The sequence below is a fragment of the Promicromonospora sp. NPDC050262 genome (assembly GCF_040655935.1).
Classification (GTDB): domain Bacteria; phylum Actinomycetota; class Actinomycetes; order Actinomycetales; family Cellulomonadaceae; genus Promicromonospora.
Map to the genome: position 1 here is coordinate 48,298 of NZ_JBFAKX010000022.1, position 18,101 is coordinate 66,398.

Consider the following 18,101-nt stretch of genomic DNA (forward strand, 5'->3'; position numbering starts at 1 on the left):
CCGCGGCAGCGACGTGTGAAGATTTCGCACGGGTGAATGTGAACCACCGCGGCACATTGTCCCGAATGCCGTCCCTGGTTAGGCTGCGGGGCGCCCCCAGAGCTCTTCCGTGCGATTTAGGAGTCCACCGTCCGATGAGGATCCTCCTGCTGGTTTCTGCCTTCAACGGTCTTACCCAGCGGGTCTGGTGCTCCCTGCGGGAGCAGGGGCACGACGTCGGAGTCGAGCTCGCCCCGACCTTCGAGTCGGGCGCCGCCATGACCCGCGCCGTCGAGCGGGCGGACCCCGACCTGATCCTGTGCCCGTTCCTCAAGCACCGCGTGCCGGACACGATCTACGACCGCTGGCCGACCGTCATCGTGCACCCTGGCCCCGTGGGCGACCGCGGGCCCTCGTCGCTGGACCACGCGATCCGCGACGGCCGCGACCGGTGGGGCGTCACGGCCCTGTCCGCCGTCGAGGAGCTGGACGCCGGCCCGGTGTGGGCCACCGCCGTCTTCGACATGCCGGACCAGCCGATCTCCAAGAGCGCCCTCTACAACAGCCGGGTCGCGGACGCCGCGATGGCCTGCATCGGCGAGGTGGTCCGCAAGGTCGCCGACGGCGAGCGGCCCATCCCGGCCGAGGCCTGCCTGCGGATCGTGCCGGTCAGCGGTGAGCTGCCGCTGCTGCGCCGCGAGGACTTCCGGGTCGACTGGAGCCGCCCCGCCACCGAGCTGGAGCGGCTCGTCGCCGCGGCCGACGGCGCCCCCGGCGCCCCGGCGGGCGTGAACGGCCGGTCGGTCTGCATCTTCGACGCCGTCGCCTCGCCGGAGCACACCGGCGCGCAGCCCGGAACCGTGGTGGGCCGCAACCTCGACGCGGTGGCGATCGCCTGCGGCGTCGGCACGCTCTGGGTCGGCTACGCCGCCGAGCTGAGCGGACGCCGCGGCACCAAGCTGCCGGCCGCCCAGGTCATCGACGCGAGCAACGCACCGTTCCGCCGCGTCCCGGACGCCCTGGCCGAGACGACCTACGTGCGCGACGGCGCCGTCGGCTACCTGACGTTCCGCTCGTACAGCGGCGCGATGTACACCGAGCAGTGCCGCCGCATGACCAGCGCCGTCGAGAAGGCCCTCACCGAGGACACCCGGGTGCTGGTCATCAAGGGCACCGAGCACGCGTTCTCCAACGGCATCCACCTGGGCACCGTCGACGCGTCGCCGGACCCGGCCGCGGAGGCCTGGGAGAACATCTGCGCCATCGACGAGCTGTGCCTCGCCATCGCCACCGCGGAGCAGCTCACGGTCGCCGCGTTCACCGCGAACGCCGGTGCCGGCGGCGTCATGGCCGGGCTGTGCGCGGACGTCACGCTCGCCCGCGAGGGCGTCGTCCTCAACCCGTACTACGACATGGGGATCTACGGCTCCGAGCTGCACTCGTGGAGCATGCCGGCCCGCGTCGGGGACCACCGCGCGTCGCTGCTGCTGTCGCGCAAGCTGCCGATCTCGGTGGCCGAGGCGGCCCGCATCGGGCTGATCAGCGCCGTCGGGCCGCGTGAGTGGGGCGAGTTCACCACCTGGCTGTCCTCGGCGGCGCAGGGGTACGAGGAGCCCGCCACGCTCGGCTGGATGCTCGCCGCGCGCGCGGAGCGCCGCGCGACGGACCGCCCGCTGTCGTACTACCAGACCATCGAGCTGGCCGAGATGGCCCGCGACTTCTTCGACGACCGCAACGCCTTCTCGGTGCACCGCCGGGCGTTCCTGCGCAAGACGGCGGCGGACGCCACCCCCGAGAAGCTGCGCTTCTCCACCGCCCGCGTCTGACGCCGGCGGCGACCCCGCGGCGACCCGCGGCAGGAGGTCAGGTGATTTGCGGCTCGACGTGCCGATCACCTGACCTTTTGCCAATGTTGGCCGGAGTGTCGTGCAAGATCCACGCCGCTCGCCACATGACACGGGTGGAGGCGTCGCAGTCCTGCGGCACACACCTGGTGGTGTCAGAGGCGAGTGGAAGGAACTGGGCATGAAGATCGAGCGGACGAACCGGTCGGGCAAGACGGCACGGACCCTGGCGCGCACGGGTGCGTCGGCCCTGGGCATCGGGGTGGTCGCGGTCCTCGCGCTGACGGGGTGCGCGCAGTCCGACGTCGGCGGCTCCGAGGTGGCCGGGTCCACGACCACCACGTCCCCGTCCCCGGAGGAGAGCGACGTGACCAGCCCCAGCCCCAGCGCGTCGGACGGCGCCGAGGACGGCAAGCTGCCCGAGGCCGCCGAGATGGAGATCGTGGCCGGAGCGAAGGGCCGCGGCCTGCCGCCAGGCCTGGAGGGCAGCACCGAGTCGACGGCGGGCGTCGCGTGGGCGCCCGAGCCCGGTCTGCTCTACGTCGTGACCAACGGGTCCAGCTCCTGCCCCACCTTCGCGGAGCCCGAGGCGACCATCGGCTCGGGCGGCAAGTCGGACGGCGTCGCCGCGGCGGATGGCGTGCTCACGGTGACGTTCGTGCCTGCCGACAACGGCATCTGCACCATGGACTTCGTGCCCACGACCACGGTGGTCGAGGCTCCCGCGGAGGCGGACACGGGCCGTCCGGTGCCGGTTCAGCTGGGCGACAAGGGCAAGGTGGAGCTCGAGCCCCGCGACGCCGACGGCGAGGCCGGACCCGTCGCATGGCTCGACTCGTGAGGGTCGCGTGTCGGTTCGCCAGCGGGTAGGAAATCCACCGAGCACAACCGGTAGGTTGTCCGGGTGATTCGCCCCGCCCGCCGTCGTCAGCCTGCGGCCGTTGTCGCCACGCTGCTCACCTCAGTTCTGCTCCTCGCCGCCTGCGGAGCACCCCCGAAGGTGCAGACGGCGCTGGAGGACGTGGGCAAGTCGGACGGCTCGGCGACGGAGGGCGCTCCCGAGGGCTACGAGGACTACTACGGCCAGTCGCTGGAGTGGACCGAGTGCGGCGGGGAGTTCCAGTGCGCCACGGCGTCGGCCCCGCTCTCGTGGCACGACCCGGGCGAGGGGAGCATCGAGATCGCGCTCAAGCGGCTCCCCGCCTCCGGGCAGAAGATCGGGTCCCTGCTGGTCAACCCGGGCGGGCCGGGCGGGTCGGGCGTGGACTTCGTGAGCGACCCGGCGCGGTTCGGGCAGTCGCTGCGCTCGTCGTTCGACATCGTCGGGTTCGACCCGCGCGGGGTGGGGCAGTCGACGCCGGTCACGTGCCTCGACGACGCGGGCAAGGACGAGTTCCTCAGCACGGACTACCCCTACACGCCCGAGGGCCTGGCCGACCGCCAGGACGCGGTGCGCGCCTGGGGCGAGGCCTGTGCCGAGAACACGGGGCCGCTGCTGGGGAACGTGGACACGCAGTCCGCCGCGCGTGACATGGACATGCTCCGCGGCGCGCTCGGCGACGACGAGCTCAACTACCTCGGCTACTCCTACGGCACCCAGCTCGGGGCCACCTACGCCGGCCTGTTCCCGGACCGGGCCGGCCGCCTGGTGCTCGACGGCGCGCTCGACACCACGCTCAGCTCCGACGAGGTCGCGCTGCAGCAGGCCGAGGGCTTCGAGAGCGCGCTGCGCGCCTACGTCACCGACTGCCAGGCGGGCAGCGACTGCCCGCTCGGCGACGACGTGACCACCGGCCTGCAGCAGATCCAGGCCATGGTGGAGGACGCCGAGCCCAACCCCATCCCGACGTCGTCGGGCCGCGACGTGACCAAGAAGCTCGCGTTCTACGGCGTGGCCGTGACGATGTACGACGAGGCCTCCTGGTCGTTCCTCACGCAGGCGCTGCAGCAGGTGTTCTGGGAGGGCAAGGGCGACGACCTGCTCTACCTGGCCGACGTCTACAACGACCGCAACGACGACGGCACTTTCAAGTCCAACAGCGAGGAGGCGTTCCGCGCGATCAACTGCGCCGACGCCCGCGCCGAGGAGGACATGACGAAGATGCGCGACCTCGCCGAGGACATCCGGAAGGCCGCCCCCACGCTCGGCGAGTCGTTCGGCTACTCCGGCATCGAGTGCACGGACTGGCCGTACCCGGCGGCCGAGCAGGAGTTCGACCCCGCCGCGAAGGGCGCGCCGCCGATCCTGGTCGTCGGCACCACGAACGACCCGGCCACGCCGTACCGCTGGGCCGAGTCGCTCGCCGACACGCTCGACTCGGGCGTGCTGGTCACGTACGAGGGCGAGGGGCACACGGCGTACGGCCGGTCCAACACCTGCGTCAGCAACGCCGTCGAGGCCTACCTCGTCGAGGGCAAGGTGCCCGAGGACGGCCTCACCTGCTGACCGTTCGCCGGCTCGTCCCGGGCCGGCGAGCGGCCTGGTTCGGCGGGTCTTCGGCACTTCTTCGGCGGGTCGACGACGTCACACGGTTTCGCTTTGGAACCTGGGACGTGCATTGGGTACAGTTAGGCCCGCTCACCCATCCGGCTCCGGCCGGCGTGCGGTGCGTACGCCGCCTTAGCTCAGTCGGCAGAGCGTCTCACTCGTAATGAGAAGGTCGTGGGTTCGATTCCCACAGGCGGCTCAGACAGGCCAGGTCAGAAGCTAGTTTCTGACCTGGCCTTCCTGCGTCATTCACCCAGTTCGGGTGACGACCACCTGCCCGCCGGCCCCTACCGTCGCGCTCATGAGGGGCCTCGGATGAGCGCGGCGGGCACGGCGGCGGCCACGTCGGTCGGCGCCCGTGGGGTGCTCGCGGCGACCTGCATCTCCACCCTGGTCGTCAACGCCAACACCTCCGCCGTCAGCATCCTGCTGCCGGCGATCAGCGAGGACACCGGGATGTCGGTCGACACCCTCCAGTGGGCCGTCACCGGCTACTCGCTCGTCGGGGCCGCGGTGATCATCACGTCCGGCTCCCTGGGCGACGTCTTCGGGCGCAAGCGGGTCTTCCAGCTCGGCCTGGCGCTGTTCGTCGTCTCCTGCGTGCTGATCGCGCTGGCCTCGTCGGGCGGCATGGTGATCGCGGGCCGGGTCATCCAGGGTGCCGCCGGCGCGACCATCCTGGCCTGCGGGCTGAGCCTCCTGTCGGTGGCCACCAAGGGGGACGAGAACCTCCGTGCCGTCTCGCTGTGGGGCGCCGCGGCGGCGGTCGGCGCGGCCGCGGGGCCGCTGGTCGGCGGCGTGCTCGTCGACGTCACGGGCTGGCAGGGACTGTTCTGGATCGACGCCGGCGTCGCCGTGCTGTGCATGGCGCTCACCTTCTTCACCGTCTCGGAGTCCAGCGATCCCGACGCGCCGCGGTCGGTCGACTACCTCGGCACCGTCCTGATCGCGGCCACGCTGGTGCCGTTGATCCTCGGGGTGAGCAAGAGCGGCGACTGGGGATGGATCTCGGTGCCCACGCTCACCTGCTTCGCGATCACCCTGGTCGCGGGCTACGGATTCGTGCAGACCGAGCGGCGCGTCCGGGCCCCGCTCCTGGACCTGGCCCTGCTGCGCAACCGGACGCTGGTCGGCGCGACCATCGCCATCCTGATCGGCGCGGGCACGATCAACGGTCTGATGTACCTGCTCAGCCTCTACTTCCAGGACCCGTCGACCCTCGACCTCTCGCCGCTGGAGGCGGGCCTCGCCACGCTGCCCGCGACGGTGGGCCTCGTGGTCATCGCCCCGCTGGTGCCCCGGCTCGCCGCACGGTTCGGTGCCCGGCAGGCCATCGGCGCCGGATTCGCGATCACGACCGCCGGCTTCGTGCTGATCGGCCTCGCCGACGCCTCCTGGCAGTACGCGGCGTTCCTGCTGCCGCTGATCGCCATCGCCGTCGGCATGGGGCTGTCGAACGGGCCCTCGTCGTCGGCGGCCACGGCCGCCGTGCCGCCCGAGCAGGTGGGGGAGGCCTCGGGCTTCTCCAACATGGCGAGGTACGTCGGGGCCGCCGTCGCGACCGCCCTGGCGGCCACGATCTACGCCACCGTCACCGCCAACCAGGTGGCGGACGGCGCCGCGGACGCGGAGGCCCTCTCGTCCGGCCTCGCCGCGGCGTCCTGGGTGATGGCGGTGTTCAGCGCGCTCGGGCTGCTGCTCGCTATCGTCGTCATCGTGCGGCACCCGGCCGGCCGGGGCACCTTGTCCGACTCGGCCGCGGCGGCCGCCGCGCACCTGCACACGCTGCCCACGACCGCGGCCGCCGTAGCCCCGGCCGCGGGCGAGGACACCGCGTCCGTCGACCACCCCTCGGGAGAGACGCCATGAGCAACGAAGCACCGCTGACCGCCGTCCCGTTCACCACCCGGGACTACGCCGCCCGGATGGCGCGGGTGGTCGACGACGCCCGGGCCGCCGGGCTCGACGGCGTGCTGGTGGCGCCCGGTCCCGACCTGGTCTGGCTCACGGGGTACCAGCCCACGGCGATCACCGAACGGCTCACGATGCTGCTGCTCACCCCGGACCACGAGCCCACGCTCCTGGTCCCGACCCTCGAGCGGCCGGACGCCGAACGTGCCGAGGGCGCCCCGGCGACCACGCTCGTGGGCTGGCTGGACGGCGCCGACCCGTACGACGTGGTGCGTGACCTGCTGCGCCCGGACGGGACGTACGGCGTCTCGGACAACACGTGGGCGATGCACCTGCTGGGGCTGCAGACCGCGCTGCCCGCGTCGGGCTACCGGTCGCTGACCCAGCGGCTCCCGATGCTGCGCGCCGTCAAGGACGAGAACGAGCTGGCACGCCTGGCCGCCGCGGGCGCGGCCGCCGACGCGACCTACGAGGAGATCCTGCGGGTGCGCTTCGGCGGCCGCCAGGAGACCGAGGTCGCCGCCGACCTCGCGGACCTGCTGCGCGCCCACGGCCACGAGCAGGTCGACTTCACCGTGGTGGGTTCCGGACCCAACGGGGCCAACCCCCACCACGAGGCGGGGGTGCGCAAGATCCAGGACGGCGACTGCGTGGTGCTCGACTTCGGCGGCCTGATGTTCGGCTACGGCTCCGACACCAGCCGCACCGTGTGCGTCGGCGAACCGACCGCGGAGATCCGCGAGGTGCACGAGATCGTGCGGCAGGCCCAGCAGGCCGGCGTCGACGCGGTCCGGCCGGGGGTGGCCTGCCAGGAGGTCGACCGGGCGGCGCGGCGGCTGATCACCGAGGCCGGGTACGGCGAGCGGTTCATCCACCGCACCGGCCACGGCATCGGCGTCACCACCCACGAGCCGCCGTACATGATCGAGGGCGAGGAGCTGCCCATGGTGCCCGGCATGTGCTTCTCGGTCGAGCCCGGCATCTACCTGCCCGGCCGCTTCGGCGTGCGGATCGAGGACATCGTCACGGTCACCCCGGACGGCGGGCGCCGCCTGAACACCAGCGACCACGCGCTGCGCAGCGTGGAGTGAGCCGGCAGGAAGGGTCAGGCGACGAACGCCTCGGGCCCGAGCCTGCCCCACAGCACGAAGGCGATCAGTGCCAGGTAGGTCAGGTCCACCGCCATGAGCTTCCACTCACGGCGTGAGACCCGGGTGATCGCGGCGCCCACCATGATCATCGCCAGGCCCAGCGCCGCCAGGGGCACCAGCTCGGGCGCGACACCGACCAGCGCGGGCAGCACCAGGCCGAGACCGCCCAGCACCTCGAGCGCGCCGATGGCCTTGACGGCGCCGGGGCTGAAGTCGTCGGTCCACCCGGCGGAGTGCCCGCTCGCGGCGCGGATCCGTTCCTTGCTCAGGATCACCTTGCCCCCGCCGCCGGCCACGTAGGCGACGGCGAGCAGTCCGGCCACTGTCCACAGGGCGATGTTCATCGGGTTCCTCCCGTACCGACGGTCGCTGTCCCCCCGCCCGACGAGACGGTCCACCCGTCCGTGACAGGCGGCCCTCAGCCGCGCACCGTGCGGGCCCGCCGCCGGATGAACCGCCCGGCCAGGTGGTGCAGCGCCCAGCCCACGGCCGCTCCCACCACGTAGAACGGCAGGTCCGGTGCGTTGAAGGTGGTGCCGAGCACCAGGCGGGCGAGCGTGCTGTGCGCGCCCAGCTCGGCGGGGATCCCGGTGAGCTGGAAGAGCTCGACCGCGACGCTCACCCCGCACGCCACCGCGGCGGCCGCCCACCCGCGGGTGCGCGGCGCGACCATCAGCACGAGCCAGAAGATCAGCAGCGCGTAGAGCGCGTCGCCCGCGTACTTCGCCAGGTCGCCGCCCAGCACCGAGCGCACGGACAGACCCGCGGCGACGGTCACGACGGCCGCGGCGGCAGGCGCGGCCCGACGGCGGAGCGCGGCCAGGACGGTCCGGTCGCCGCGCCGAGGTGCGGCCTCGTACCCGCGACGTGCCCGCCTCATCCGACACCCCCGCGTGCGAGCCGCGCGGCCTGCCCGAGCTGCCGCAGCCGGCTCGTCGCACGGGCCAGGTCGGGCGGCGCGGGGCGCCCGGCGGGCACCACGAGCACCTCGTCCAGCGGCCCCGGTGCGGTCAGCACCAGCGGCAGGTCCCGGTCGTAGAGCACGTCCACGAGGTTCACGAACCGCTGCTGCGTGCTGATCCGGCAGTCCGCGAACGGCACGACGTCGGACACCACCCAGCGGTCGAACCGCTCCGCCAGCGACAGCAGGTCCAGCGCGGACACGGGCGCCGCGCAGAGGCCGGCGAAGTCGAACCACACCAGCCCGTCCGACGCCCGCAGGGCGCGCACGCTCCGCCCGCCGGCCAGGGGGACGTCCGCCGCCTCGTCCGCCGTCGGCCGGACCAGCCCGGCCTCGGCGAGCCGGCCCGCCGGACCCGGCGTCAGCGCGGACCCGGCGCGCCAGCCGCGCGAGCCCGGCCGGGCGCCCGGCGCGCGGAGCTCGCGGTAGTCCACCGGGCCGTCCACCCGCAGCACGTCCAGCGACGACTCCAGGAGCGCGACGAGGGGCTCCGCGAGCTCGTGGAACAGCGGGTCGGGCAGCAGCCCCTGGGGCGGGTAGTTCGACGTCGCGACGAGCGTGACCCCGCGGCCGAGGAGGGTGCGCAGGGCGCGGGAGAGCAGCATGGTGTCCCCGGCGTCGTGCAGGTGGAGCTCGTCGAAGCAGAGCACGCGGGAGTCGCCGAGCAGAGCGTCCAGGGCGCGCTCCATCGCGTCGGGCGTGCCCGTGCGTGCCCAGACCTCGGCGTGCAGCGCCCGGTAGAACTCGTGGAAGTGGAACCGCGGACCGCCGGCGCGGGCGTGGAACCGGTCCAGGAGCCAGGTCTTGCCGCGGCCCACCGGACCCCAGAGATAGGCGCCGGGAACCACGTCGCGGCGAGCGTGCCCCGGCCCGGCGTCCAGGGTGTGCAGCAGGCCCTCGAGGTGCTCCGCGGCGGCCAGCTGCGCGGCGTCGAGCACGTACCCCGCGGCGCCTGCGGCGTCGCGGATCGGCGTGGACGGCATGCGTCGAAGGTACCCTCTCTGCCATGGCATGGACCCGCCCCCGACGACGTAAGCCCGTCACGTACCTGCTCGGCGAGCCGGTCGAGGAGTACCCCGCGACAGCCCCCGAGGTGGACCGCGGCCGGGTGCTGCGCATCACCGAGATCGGCGAGCCGGTGCTGCACAAGCCCGCGCGGACCGTCGAGGAGTTCTCCACCCCGGAGCTCGCCCGGCTGGTCGACGACCTGTTCGCCACGATGGAGTCGGCGCAGGGTGTGGGTCTCGCGGCGCCCCAGGTGGGTGTGGACCTCCGGGTCTTCGTGTACGACCTCACCGACGCCTCCGGGGACCGGCACGTGGGCCACGTGGTGAACCCGGTCCTGGAGATGGACCTGGAGGCCGAGCCCGAGACCGAGGAGGAGGGCTGCCTCTCCGTGCCCGGCGCGTACGAGCCGCTGGAGCGTCCCGGCGCGGCCACGGTGCGGGGCGTGGACCAGCACGGCGGTCCGGTGCAGCTCTCGGGCACCGGCTACCTGGCGCGCTGCTTCATCCACGAGTCCCAGCACCTCGACGGCACCCTGTACTGGGACCACCTCAGCGCCGAGCTGCAGGCGGACGCGCTGGAGCAGCGCGACGAGGAGCGGGCGCACATCGTGGCCGAGCGCCGCGAGATCGCGATCGAGCTCGACAAGACCCCGCCGGAGTACCCGGAGAAGCCGGCCGGCGGCCGCTGACCGCCTCCGTACGTGTCAGACCCTCAGGTCCCCCGGGTGACCTGAGGGTCTGACACGTTCCGCACCCAGGCCGCCACGGCGTCGGCCACGGCCTGCTCGCGTGCGACGCCGCGCATGTCGTGCGCCCCGGACAGGGTCACGGTGGTGACCGGCCCGGGGATCGCGGCGACGTGCTCCGCGAGCTCCTCGGGCGTGCCGAACGGGTCCTTGTCCCCGGACACGAAGAGCGTGGGAACCTCGATCCGCCCGAAGTGCTCGACCCGGAGCTTCTCCGGCCGGCCGGGCGGGTGCAGCGGGTAGCTGAGCAGCACCAGGCCTGCGGCTGGCAGCCCCTCGGCGACCGCCATGGAGCACATCCGGCCGCCGTACGAGCGCCCGCCCAGGAGCAGCCGGTCCGTGCCCACGCCGAGCTCGTCCGCCCAGGTGGTTGCCACGGTCCGCAGGTGCTCGACGGCGACCGGCGCCCGGTCCGGCATCCGGTGTCCCTCCAGGCGGTACGGGAAGTCGGCGCGGCGCACGGGCAGCGGAGGCTCGGCGTCCGCCAGGGTGCGCTCGACCGTGACGAGCGCCGGGCTGTCGCGGTTCGCGCCCGCGCCGGGGGTCAGCAGGAGTCCTGCGGGAGTGGTCACCGCCTCAGTCTGCCCCGGGCGGCGCGGTCCGGCCGGGGCGGGAGGCGGGAGCGGGGCCGGGGCCGTGGCCGTGGCCGTGGCCGTGGCGGGAAGCGGGAGCGGGGCCGGGCGGCGCGTCAGGTGAGACGGCGCCAGAGCATCAGCAGGCCGCCCACGGCCAGCAGCGTCCCGCCGCCGAGCACCGCGACCCAGCCGAGCGGCGAGATGACCTCCTTCTCGTCCGCCGCGCGGGTCTGCGCGTGAACCGCCGCCGGCTGGCCGAGGTCGTGCAGCAGGGTCGGGGCCGACGTCGCGGACGGCGAGGGGCTCGGTGTGGTCGAGGCCGTCGGCGACGGGCTGGGCGTGGCCGAGACGGTCGGGCTGGGGGTCGGCGTGGGCGTCGGGGTCGACGACGGCGCCGCGGGCTCGGCAGCGACCGGCGGGGCCGTGGCGGTCGGCGTCGGCGTGGCCTCGGTCGTCTCCTCGGCCGTGGGGGTCGGGGTCGACGTCGGCGTGGAGGTGGGGGCCGGGGCCTGCTCGGCGGCGGTGCACACGCTGCTGTCGGCCGACTCGTGCCAGCTGCTCGCGTCCTCGACCTCGACCCACACCACGCAGTAGCCGTCCGGGTAGGCCTGGCGGGCCTCCCGGAACGACGTCCAGCCGTGGTTCTGCTCGGTCCGGGTGAGGTCGCGCGAGTACGACCGCGCGCTCTTCGACGTCGGCGACCGGACCACGTACGTGACCTCGTCGCTCTCGCGGCCGCGTTCGAACGCGACGCCGTCAGCGCTCACCCAGATGTCGTCGCCGCTGCGCTCGGCGGCCGCGGCCCGCTGCCCGACGACGGCGGTGCCCGCCAGGGCGAGCACGAACAGGAGGAGCAGGGTCAGGGCGAGCCGGCGACGTGCCGTGGCGTGACGTGCCGTCGGCCGCAGCGCTGCGGCGGAGGCGATGGTGCGGATCACGGCGGCGATCCTACCGTCGCGGCCGCGCGGCCGTTCAGAACCGTGGCCCCTCCTCGCCGTGGAGCAGGTTTCGGATCGGCCGCGTGATGACGTCGATCCGGTCCACCAGGTCGGCGGGTCCCGTGACCACCACCGCCCGGTCCGCCGCGGGGGAGTAGACGGCGGTCACGTTGCGCACGGTGACCCGCATGCAGCGCTTCGCCGTGCCGTCCACGTGGAACTGGCGGGTCTCGCACGGGACGTCGTCCACCTCGGCGACGATCGCGCGCATCGCGCTGCGGTAGTCCTGGTACGACTCGGCGAGGTCGGCCACGTCGGCCACCTCGGGCGAGGCGCCCGGGTCGACGTCGGCGTGCAGCGGGGCGACGAGCGCGCCGCTGCAGGCGGCCCGCACGATGTCCTCGATCTGCGCCGGGGTGGCCGGGACGCGGAGGGTCTCGACCTCCACCGTCTCGCCGGCGAACGTGCGGTAGGAGCGCAGGAAGCGTTCCTCCGTGGGGTCCGTACTGTCGGACACCCCGGTGACTTCCTCCTCGACGAGGTCGAGGCCCCAGGTCAGCGGATCGTCGACCTCGCCGACGACACCGGAGAAACGCGCGAAGCGCGCGACGATCTGTTCCCAGGACTCGGGGGTCGGGCTCGGTTCGTCCGCCATGTGGCCTCCCGGCGCGGGTGCGGGTCTGACAACGAGACTGCCGGGTGCGCGGGGAGGCGTCAACGACCTTCGCCGGAATCAGCCGGGATTCCGCCCGGACTCGCCGTCGATTCCGCTTGTCCGGGCGTGTCGCCGCGCGGCGGCCCGGACTTTGCCGTTCGCGGGTGGTACATCGTCACGCCCCTGGCGAACATGGGCATCAACCGGTAGGTGGGCGCGTTGGGAGCGCATAGAGTCATTGCGGTCAGGCCTGGTACCGCCGGTGCAGGTGTACGCCGCTCGTGAGGGAGCAGCACATGTTCGAGAGATTTACGGATCGCGCCCGTCGGGTCGTCGTCCTCGCCCAGGAAGAGGCGCGGATGCTGAACCACAACTACATCGGCACGGAGCACATCCTGCTCGGCCTCATCCACGAGGGTGAGGGCGTTGCCGCCAAGGCGCTGGAGTCGCTCGGGATCTCGCTCGACGGCGTCCGCACCCAGGTCACCGAGATCATCGGTGAGGGGCAGCAGGCGCCGAGCGGGCACATCCCGTTCACCCCGCGTGCCAAGAAGGTCCTTGAGCTGTCGTTGCGCGAGGCGCTGCAGCTCGGCCACAACTACATCGGCACGGAGCACATCCTGCTCGGCCTCATCCGCGAGGGTGAGGGCGTGGCAGCACAGGTGCTCACCAAGATGGGTGCCGACCTGAACAAGGTGCGCCAGCAGGTCATCCAGCTGCTGAGCGGCTACCAGGGCAAGGAGCCCGTCTCCGCCGGTGGTCCTCAGGAGGGTCAGCCCGCGGGCTCGGCCGTGCTCGACCAGTTCGGCCGCAACCTCACCCAGGCCGCGCGCGAGGGCAAGCTCGACCCGGTCATCGGGCGCACGCAGGAGATCGAGCGGGTCATGCAGGTGCTGTCCCGCCGCACCAAGAACAACCCGGTGCTGATCGGCGAGCCCGGCGTCGGCAAGACGGCCGTCGTCGAGGGCCTCGCCCAGGACATCGTCAAGGGCGACGTCCCCGAGACGCTCAAGGACAAGCAGCTCTACACGCTGGACCTGGGCGCCCTGGTGGCCGGCTCGCGCTACCGCGGTGACTTCGAGGAGCGCCTCAAGAAGGTGCTCAAGGAGATCCGCACCCGCGGCGACATCATCCTGTTCATCGACGAGATCCACACCCTGGTGGGTGCGGGTGCCGCCGAGGGCGCGATCGACGCCGCCTCCATCCTGAAGCCCATGCTGGCTCGCGGTGAGCTGCAGACGATCGGTGCCACCACCCTCGACGAGTACCGCAAGTACGTCGAGAAGGACCCGGCCCTGGAGCGCCGCTTCCAGCCGATCCAGGTGGCCGAGCCGTCGCTCGAGCACGCCATCGAGATCCTCAAGGGTCTGCGCGACCGCTACGAGGCGCACCACCGCGTGTCCATCACGGACTCCGCGCTGGTCTCCGCCGCCACGCTCGCGGACCGGTACATCAACGACCGGTTCCTCCCGGACAAGGCGATCGACCTGATCGACGAGGCCGGGGCCCGGCTCCGCATCCGTCGCATGACGGCGCCGCCGGAGCTCAAGGAGCTCGACGAGTCCATCGCCGAGGCGCGCCGCGAGAAGGAGTCGGCGATCGACGAGCAGGACTTCGAGAAGGCCGCCGGGCTGCGTGACAAGGAGAAGCAGCTCACGCAGGTCCGCGCGGACAAGGAGAAGGCCTGGAAGTCGGGTGACCTGGACACGGTCGCTGAGGTCGACGACGAGCTGATCGCCGAGGTCCTCGCGATGTCCACGGGCATCCCGGTCGTCAAGCTCACCGAGGAGGAGTCCAGCCGGCTGCTCCACATGGAGGACGAGCTGCACAAGCGGGTCGTCGGCCAGGAGGCCGCGATCAAGGCCCTGTCGCAGGCGATCCGCCGTACGCGGGCCGGCCTCAAGGACCCGAAGCGTCCCGGTGGTTCGTTCATCTTCGCCGGCCCCACGGGCGTCGGTAAGACCGAGCTCGCCAAGGCGCTCGCCGAGTTCCTGTTCGGTGACGAGGACGCCCTCATCCAGCTCGACATGTCCGAGTTCTCGGAGAAGCACACGGTCTCGCGACTGTTCGGCTCCCCGCCCGGATACGTCGGCTACGACGAGGGTGGCCAGCTCACCGAGAAGGTGCGGCGCAAGCCGTTCTCCGTGGTCCTGTTCGACGAGGTGGAGAAGGCGCACGCCGACATCTTCAACTCGCTGCTGCAGGTGCTCGAGGACGGTCGCCTCACGGACTCGCAGGGTCGCGTGGTCGACTTCAAGAACACCGTGATCATCATGACCACCAACCTGGGCACGCGGGACATCGCCAAGGGCGTCCAGACCGGCTTCAACGCCGGCGGCGACCTGGTGACCTCCTACGAGCGCATGAAGGCCAAGGTCAACGAGGAGCTCAAGCAGCACTTCCGGCCGGAGTTCCTCAACCGCGTCGACGACGTGGTCGTGTTCCCGCAGCTCTCGCAGGACGAGATCATCGAGATCGTCGACCTGGAGATCGCGAAGCTCGACCGTCGCCTGCGCGACCGGGACATGGGCATCGAGCTCACCCCCGCCGCGAAGCACCTGCTGGCGGAGAAGGGCTACGACCCGGTGCTCGGCGCCCGTCCGCTCAAGAGGGCGATCCAGCGGGAGATCGAGGACACGCTGTCCGAGAAGATCCTGTTCGGCGAGCTCACGGCCGGTCAGCTGGTGATCGTCGACGGCGAGGGCGAGGGCATCCTCGGCGAGTTCAGCTTCCAGGGTGTGGAGCGGGACGAGCGTCGTCGGCCGACCCAGGCCGAGCCCCAGTCGGTGCCCGCGGGCGCCGGACTGGTGCCGCGCGACCTGCCGCCGTCGGGCCAGATGGCGGCCGGCGGGGCGTGATCGCCCGGTAGGACCCGGTCCTGACACAAGGCCCGGCCACCCCGCACGGGGTGGCCGGGCCTTTGTCATGCCCGCCGACCGGCTCACCAACCGCTGACTCACCAACCGACCGACTCACCAACCGACCGACTCACCAACCACCTGACTCGGCAGATGGGTGGGTCGAGTCAGCGGGTTGGTCCGACCAACCACCTGACTCGGCAGATCGGGTGGGTCGAGTCAGCGGGTTGGTCGGACCAACCGCCTGACTCGGCGGAGTCGGGATGGCGAGTCAGGCGGGTGGTCGCCTCACTGTCCGCCCGCCGCCGGCACCGCGAGGCCCGCCGGCACCGCAAGGCCCGCCGGGAGCAGGCCCGGCAGCACGTCGCGCAGCGCGCCGACCCGCTCGGCCCGCGCCGCGCCCCGCAGCCGCTCCACGGGAGCCGTGATGCTGACGGCCGCGACGGCCCGCCCCGCGCGCAGCAGCGGCACGGCGACGCAGGCGATGCCGCGCTCGTTCTCCTCGGTCTCCCCGGCGACCCCGCTCCGCCGTGCCTCGGCCAGCACGTCGCGCAGGTGCCCCGTCCCGGTGTCCGTGCCGGCGAACCGGTCGAGCGCGGCGTCGTCGAGGTCCTGCACCGACAGCAGGGCACGGCCCAGCGCGGTGGTGGCGGCGGCGCGCCGCCGTCCGACGGCCGACCAGACGCGGACCGCGCGCTGCGGCTCGACCTTGTCGAGGTAGACCACCTCGCGCCCGGCGAGCACGCCCAGGTGCACCAGCTCGTCGACCTCCGCGCTGAGCGCGGTCAGGGCCGGGTGCAGCAGCGCGGGCAGGTTCTCCTCGGCCAGGTAGGAGCTGCCCAGCGCCAGCGCGGAGGGGCCGAGGCGGTAGGCGCCGTCCGCGGTCTGTTCGGCGTAGCCGCGGTGCCGCAGCGCGGCGAGCGTGCGGTGCAGGGTCGGCTTGCTGACCCCGACGGCCTGGGCCAGCGTGGCCAGGGGCGCGCCCGCGGCGCCGAAGCCCGCGAGGGTGTCGAGGGCCAGCAGCGCCTTGTCCACGCCGCCGAGCGGGCTGGCTTCCATGGGACTCCCTCACGTAGCATGCGTTTCGCAGTGAACAACAAGCGTTCACCATAGCGAAACGGAGCACGCATGTCATCCCCCGACAACCCGGTCCTCGAGGCGCTCGCCGCGCACCGGCTCGTGCCGGTCGTCGTGGTCGACGGCGCCGACGAGGGCGCCCGGCTCGCGGACGCGCTCGTCGCCGGCGGGCTGCCCGTCGCCGAGATCACGCTGCGGCTCGCGGGCGGCCTCGACGCCATCCGCGCGGTCGCGAAGAACCAGCCCGACGTCGTGGTCGGAGCGGGCACCGTGACCACGGTGGCCCAGGTCGACGACGTCGTCGACGCCGGCGCCCGCTACATCGTCTCCCCGGGGCTGTCGGCCGCCGTCGTGCGCCGCGCGCAGGAGCACGGCATCCCCGTGCTGCCCGGCGTCGCCACGCCGTCGGAGATCATGGCGGCGCTCGACCTCGGCGTCGACGTGGTCAAGCTGTTCCCCGCGTCCGTGGTGGGCGGGCCGGCCGCCATCAAGGCGTTCTCCGCGCCGTTCCCCGGCCTGCGGTTCGTGCCGACCGGCGGCGTCAGCGCAGCCAACCTGGGCGACTACCTCGGTCTGAAGCCGGTCCTGGCCGTCGGCGGCTCGTGGATGGTCGACCGCGCGCTCGTCACCGCGGGGGACTGGGCCGAGATCACTCGCCGCACCCGTGACGCCGTGGACCTCGCGGCCAAGATCGACCAGGAGAAGAACCGATGACCTCGCTCAACGTCCGCCCCGCCGCCGAGAGCGCCTACGACGTCGTCGCCCTCGGCGAGGTCATGCTCCGTCTCGACCCGGGCGACCGCCGGGTGCGCACCGCCCGCAGCTTCGACGTGTGGGAGGGCGGCGGCGAGTACAACGTGGCGCGCGGCCTGCGGCGCTGCTTCGGCCTGCGTGGCGCGATCGTCACGGCGCTGGCCGACAACGAGATCGGCCGGCTCGTCGAGGACTTCATGCTCACGGGCGGCCTCGACACGCAGTACGTGCAGTGGGTGCCCTACGACGGCATCGGCCGCGAGGTGCGCAACGGCCTCAACTTCACCGAGCGCGGCTTCGGCGCGCGCGGCGCGGTGGGCGTCAGCGACCGCGGTCACACCGCCATCGCGCAGATGCAGCCCGACGACGTGGACTGGGACGCGCTGTTCTCCCGCGGCGTGCGCTGGCTGCACACCGGCGGCATCTTCGCGGCCCTCTCGGAGTCGTCGGCCGACGTCGCCGAGGCCGCCATGTCCGCGGCCCGCCGGCACGGCACGATCGTCTCGTACGACCTGAACTACCGGCCCTCGCTGTGGAAGGGCATCGGCGGCGAGGAGCGGGCGCGCGAGGTCAACCGGCGCCTGGCCGAGCACGTCGACGTGATGATCGGCAACGAGGAGGACTTCACGGCCTCGCTCGGCTTCGAGGTCGAGGGCGTCGACGAGAACCTGACCGACCTGGACACGGGCGCGTTCCGGGCCATGATCGAGACGGCGTCGGAGGCGTACCCCAACTTCCAGGTGATCGCCACGACGCTGCGCGGGGTGCGGTCGGCGTCGCGCAACGACTGGGGCGCGATCGCCTGGTCCCGCAAGGAGGGCTTCGCCGAGGCGACGCACCGGGCGGACCTGGAGATCTTCGACCGCGTGGGCGGCGGCGACTCGTTCGCCTCCGGCCTGGCCTACGGGCTGATGGAGCTCGGTTCGCTCCAGGAGGCCGTCGAGTACGGCGCGGCGCACGGTGCGCTGGCCATGACCACCCCCGGCGACACCACCATGGCGACGCTCGCCGAGGTGGCCAAGCTGGCGGGCGGGGGCAGCGCGCGCGTGCAGCGCTGACGAGGGTCGCGGGGCGAGGTCGGGGGTCCGGTCGACGGGTGTCCGCAGACCGGACCGATCTCGCCCCCGACCAGCGCAGACAGGGTGCACGGTGCAAGGA

Annotated in this window: 16 protein-coding genes and 1 tRNA gene; 10 read left to right on the top strand and 7 right to left on the bottom strand. The window is 72.8% G+C overall.

Annotated features, from left to right (window positions below; translation table 11 throughout):
* Positions 1–134 precede the first annotated feature (134 nt).
* From AB0I29_RS24215 to AB0I29_RS24240, 6 genes are all read left to right on the top strand, one after another.
* Positions 135–1,805, top strand: coding sequence for an enoyl-CoA hydratase-related protein (locus AB0I29_RS24215; RefSeq protein ID WP_285107687.1), 1,671 nt, complete (start codon positions 135–137; stop codon positions 1,803–1,805).
* A gap of 199 nt (positions 1,806–2,004) precedes the next feature.
* The gene (locus AB0I29_RS24220) at positions 2,005–2,664 is read left to right on the top strand and encodes a hypothetical protein (RefSeq protein ID WP_357486496.1); all 660 of its coding nucleotides are present in this window, start codon (positions 2,005–2,007) and stop codon (positions 2,662–2,664) included.
* 63 nt (positions 2,665–2,727) lie between these two features.
* Positions 2,728–4,269, top strand: coding sequence for an alpha/beta hydrolase (locus tag AB0I29_RS24225; RefSeq protein WP_285107690.1), 1,542 nt, complete (start codon positions 2,728–2,730; stop codon positions 4,267–4,269).
* 168 nt (positions 4,270–4,437) lie between these two features.
* A tRNA-Thr gene (locus AB0I29_RS24230) sits at positions 4,438–4,510 on the top strand.
* 116 nt (positions 4,511–4,626) lie between these two features.
* Entirely contained in the window at positions 4,627–6,180 is a 1,554-nt protein-coding gene (locus tag AB0I29_RS24235) for an MFS transporter (RefSeq protein WP_285107692.1), read from the top strand.
* Entirely contained in the window at positions 6,177–7,313 is a 1,137-nt protein-coding gene (locus tag AB0I29_RS24240; protein WP_285107693.1) for an aminopeptidase P family protein, read from the top strand. Before AB0I29_RS24235 ends, AB0I29_RS24240 begins: the two co-directional genes overlap by 4 nt.
* Positions 7,314–7,327: 14 nt before the next feature.
* Here the strand turns inward: AB0I29_RS24240 and AB0I29_RS24245 are convergent, their stop codons facing one another.
* The 3 genes from AB0I29_RS24245 to zapE all read right to left on the bottom strand — a co-directional run bounded on the left by AB0I29_RS24245 (position 7,328) and on the right by zapE (position 9,317).
* A complete protein-coding gene (locus AB0I29_RS24245) occupies positions 7,328–7,717 on the bottom strand; it encodes a DoxX family protein (RefSeq protein ID WP_357486499.1) in 390 nt (129 codons plus the stop codon).
* A gap of 74 nt (positions 7,718–7,791) precedes the next feature.
* Positions 7,792–8,253, bottom strand: coding sequence for a DUF2809 domain-containing protein (locus tag AB0I29_RS24250; RefSeq protein ID WP_357486501.1), 462 nt, complete (start codon positions 8,251–8,253; stop codon positions 7,792–7,794).
* On the bottom strand, positions 8,250–9,317 hold the full coding sequence (zapE, locus tag AB0I29_RS24255; protein ID WP_357486503.1) for a cell division protein ZapE: 1,068 nt from the start codon (positions 9,315–9,317) through the stop codon (positions 8,250–8,252). The genes AB0I29_RS24250 and zapE overlap by 4 nt, the downstream gene beginning before the upstream one ends.
* 23 nt (positions 9,318–9,340) lie before the next feature.
* On the opposite strand from zapE, the gene def reads away from it, so the two are divergent.
* A complete protein-coding gene (def, locus tag AB0I29_RS24260) occupies positions 9,341–10,030 on the top strand; it encodes a peptide deformylase (RefSeq protein WP_285107699.1) in 690 nt (229 codons plus the stop codon).
* A gap of 23 nt (positions 10,031–10,053) precedes the next feature.
* Here def and AB0I29_RS24265 read toward each other — a convergent pair whose 3' ends face one another.
* The 3 genes from AB0I29_RS24265 to AB0I29_RS24275 form a co-directional block, all read right to left on the bottom strand.
* On the bottom strand, positions 10,054–10,659 hold the full coding sequence (locus AB0I29_RS24265) for an alpha/beta family hydrolase (protein WP_357486506.1): 606 nt from the start codon (positions 10,657–10,659) through the stop codon (positions 10,054–10,056).
* 116 nt (positions 10,660–10,775) lie between these two features.
* Positions 10,776–11,600 (bottom strand): hypothetical protein, encoded by an 825-nt coding sequence (locus AB0I29_RS24270; protein WP_285107701.1) that lies wholly within the window; start codon positions 11,598–11,600, stop codon positions 10,776–10,778.
* A gap of 34 nt (positions 11,601–11,634) precedes the next feature.
* A complete protein-coding gene (locus tag AB0I29_RS24275; RefSeq protein ID WP_285107702.1) occupies positions 11,635–12,255 on the bottom strand; it encodes a hypothetical protein in 621 nt (206 codons plus the stop codon).
* Positions 12,256–12,551: 296 nt separating this feature from the next.
* On the opposite strand from AB0I29_RS24275, the gene AB0I29_RS24280 reads away from it, so the two are divergent.
* Positions 12,552–15,113: an ATP-dependent Clp protease ATP-binding subunit gene (locus AB0I29_RS24280; RefSeq protein ID WP_357486509.1), complete on the top strand. Its 2,562-nt coding sequence runs from the start codon at positions 12,552–12,554 to the stop codon at positions 15,111–15,113.
* 288 nt (positions 15,114–15,401) lie between these two features.
* On the opposite strand, the gene AB0I29_RS24285 is transcribed toward AB0I29_RS24280, so the two are convergent.
* Positions 15,402–16,172, bottom strand: coding sequence for an IclR family transcriptional regulator (locus tag AB0I29_RS24285; RefSeq protein WP_357486511.1), 771 nt, complete (start codon positions 16,170–16,172; stop codon positions 15,402–15,404).
* A 69-nt stretch (positions 16,173–16,241) separates the two neighbouring features.
* Between AB0I29_RS24285 and eda the strand changes: the two genes are divergently transcribed.
* Together eda and AB0I29_RS24295 are read left to right on the top strand one after the other, a co-directional pair.
* Positions 16,242–16,904 (top strand): bifunctional 4-hydroxy-2-oxoglutarate aldolase/2-dehydro-3-deoxy-phosphogluconate aldolase, encoded by a 663-nt coding sequence (gene eda, locus AB0I29_RS24290; protein ID WP_285107413.1) that lies wholly within the window; start codon positions 16,242–16,244, stop codon positions 16,902–16,904.
* Complete coding sequence (locus AB0I29_RS24295) at positions 16,901–18,001, top strand: sugar kinase (RefSeq protein ID WP_357486513.1); 1,101 nt, start codon at positions 16,901–16,903, stop codon at positions 17,999–18,001. The genes eda and AB0I29_RS24295 overlap by 4 nt, the downstream gene beginning before the upstream one ends.
* Positions 18,002–18,101: the final 100 nt, after the last annotated feature.

Bases quoted from the DNA above. Each gene is read 5' to 3' on its own strand.
- AB0I29_RS24280 (WP_357486509.1), top strand. From the start codon at position 12,552: ATGTTCGAGAGATTTACGGATCGCGCCCGTCGGGTCGTCGTCCTCGCC.
- AB0I29_RS24215 (WP_285107687.1), top strand. From the start codon at position 135: ATGAGGATCCTCCTGCTGGTTTCTGCCTTCAACGGTCTTACCCAGCGG.
- AB0I29_RS24220 (WP_357486496.1), top strand. From the start codon at position 2,005: ATGAAGATCGAGCGGACGAACCGGTCGGGCAAGACGGCACGGACCCTG.
- AB0I29_RS24295 (WP_357486513.1), top strand. From the start codon at position 16,901: ATGACCTCGCTCAACGTCCGCCCCGCCGCCGAGAGCGCCTACGACGTC.
- AB0I29_RS24285 (WP_357486511.1), bottom strand. From the start codon at position 16,172: ATGGAAGCCAGCCCGCTCGGCGGCGTGGACAAGGCGCTGCTGGCCCTC.
- AB0I29_RS24240 (WP_285107693.1), top strand. From the start codon at position 6,177: ATGAGCAACGAAGCACCGCTGACCGCCGTCCCGTTCACCACCCGGGAC.
- AB0I29_RS24245 (WP_357486499.1), bottom strand. From the start codon at position 7,717: ATGAACATCGCCCTGTGGACAGTGGCCGGACTGCTCGCCGTCGCCTAC.
- def (WP_285107699.1), top strand. From the start codon at position 9,341: ATGGCATGGACCCGCCCCCGACGACGTAAGCCCGTCACGTACCTGCTC.
- AB0I29_RS24235 (WP_285107692.1), top strand. From the start codon at position 4,627: ATGAGCGCGGCGGGCACGGCGGCGGCCACGTCGGTCGGCGCCCGTGGG.
- eda (WP_285107413.1), top strand. From the start codon at position 16,242: ATGTCATCCCCCGACAACCCGGTCCTCGAGGCGCTCGCCGCGCACCGG.
- AB0I29_RS24275 (WP_285107702.1), bottom strand. From the start codon at position 12,255: ATGGCGGACGAACCGAGCCCGACCCCCGAGTCCTGGGAACAGATCGTC.
- AB0I29_RS24250 (WP_357486501.1), bottom strand. From the start codon at position 8,253: ATGAGGCGGGCACGTCGCGGGTACGAGGCCGCACCTCGGCGCGGCGAC.
- zapE (WP_357486503.1), bottom strand. From the start codon at position 9,317: ATGCCGTCCACGCCGATCCGCGACGCCGCAGGCGCCGCGGGGTACGTG.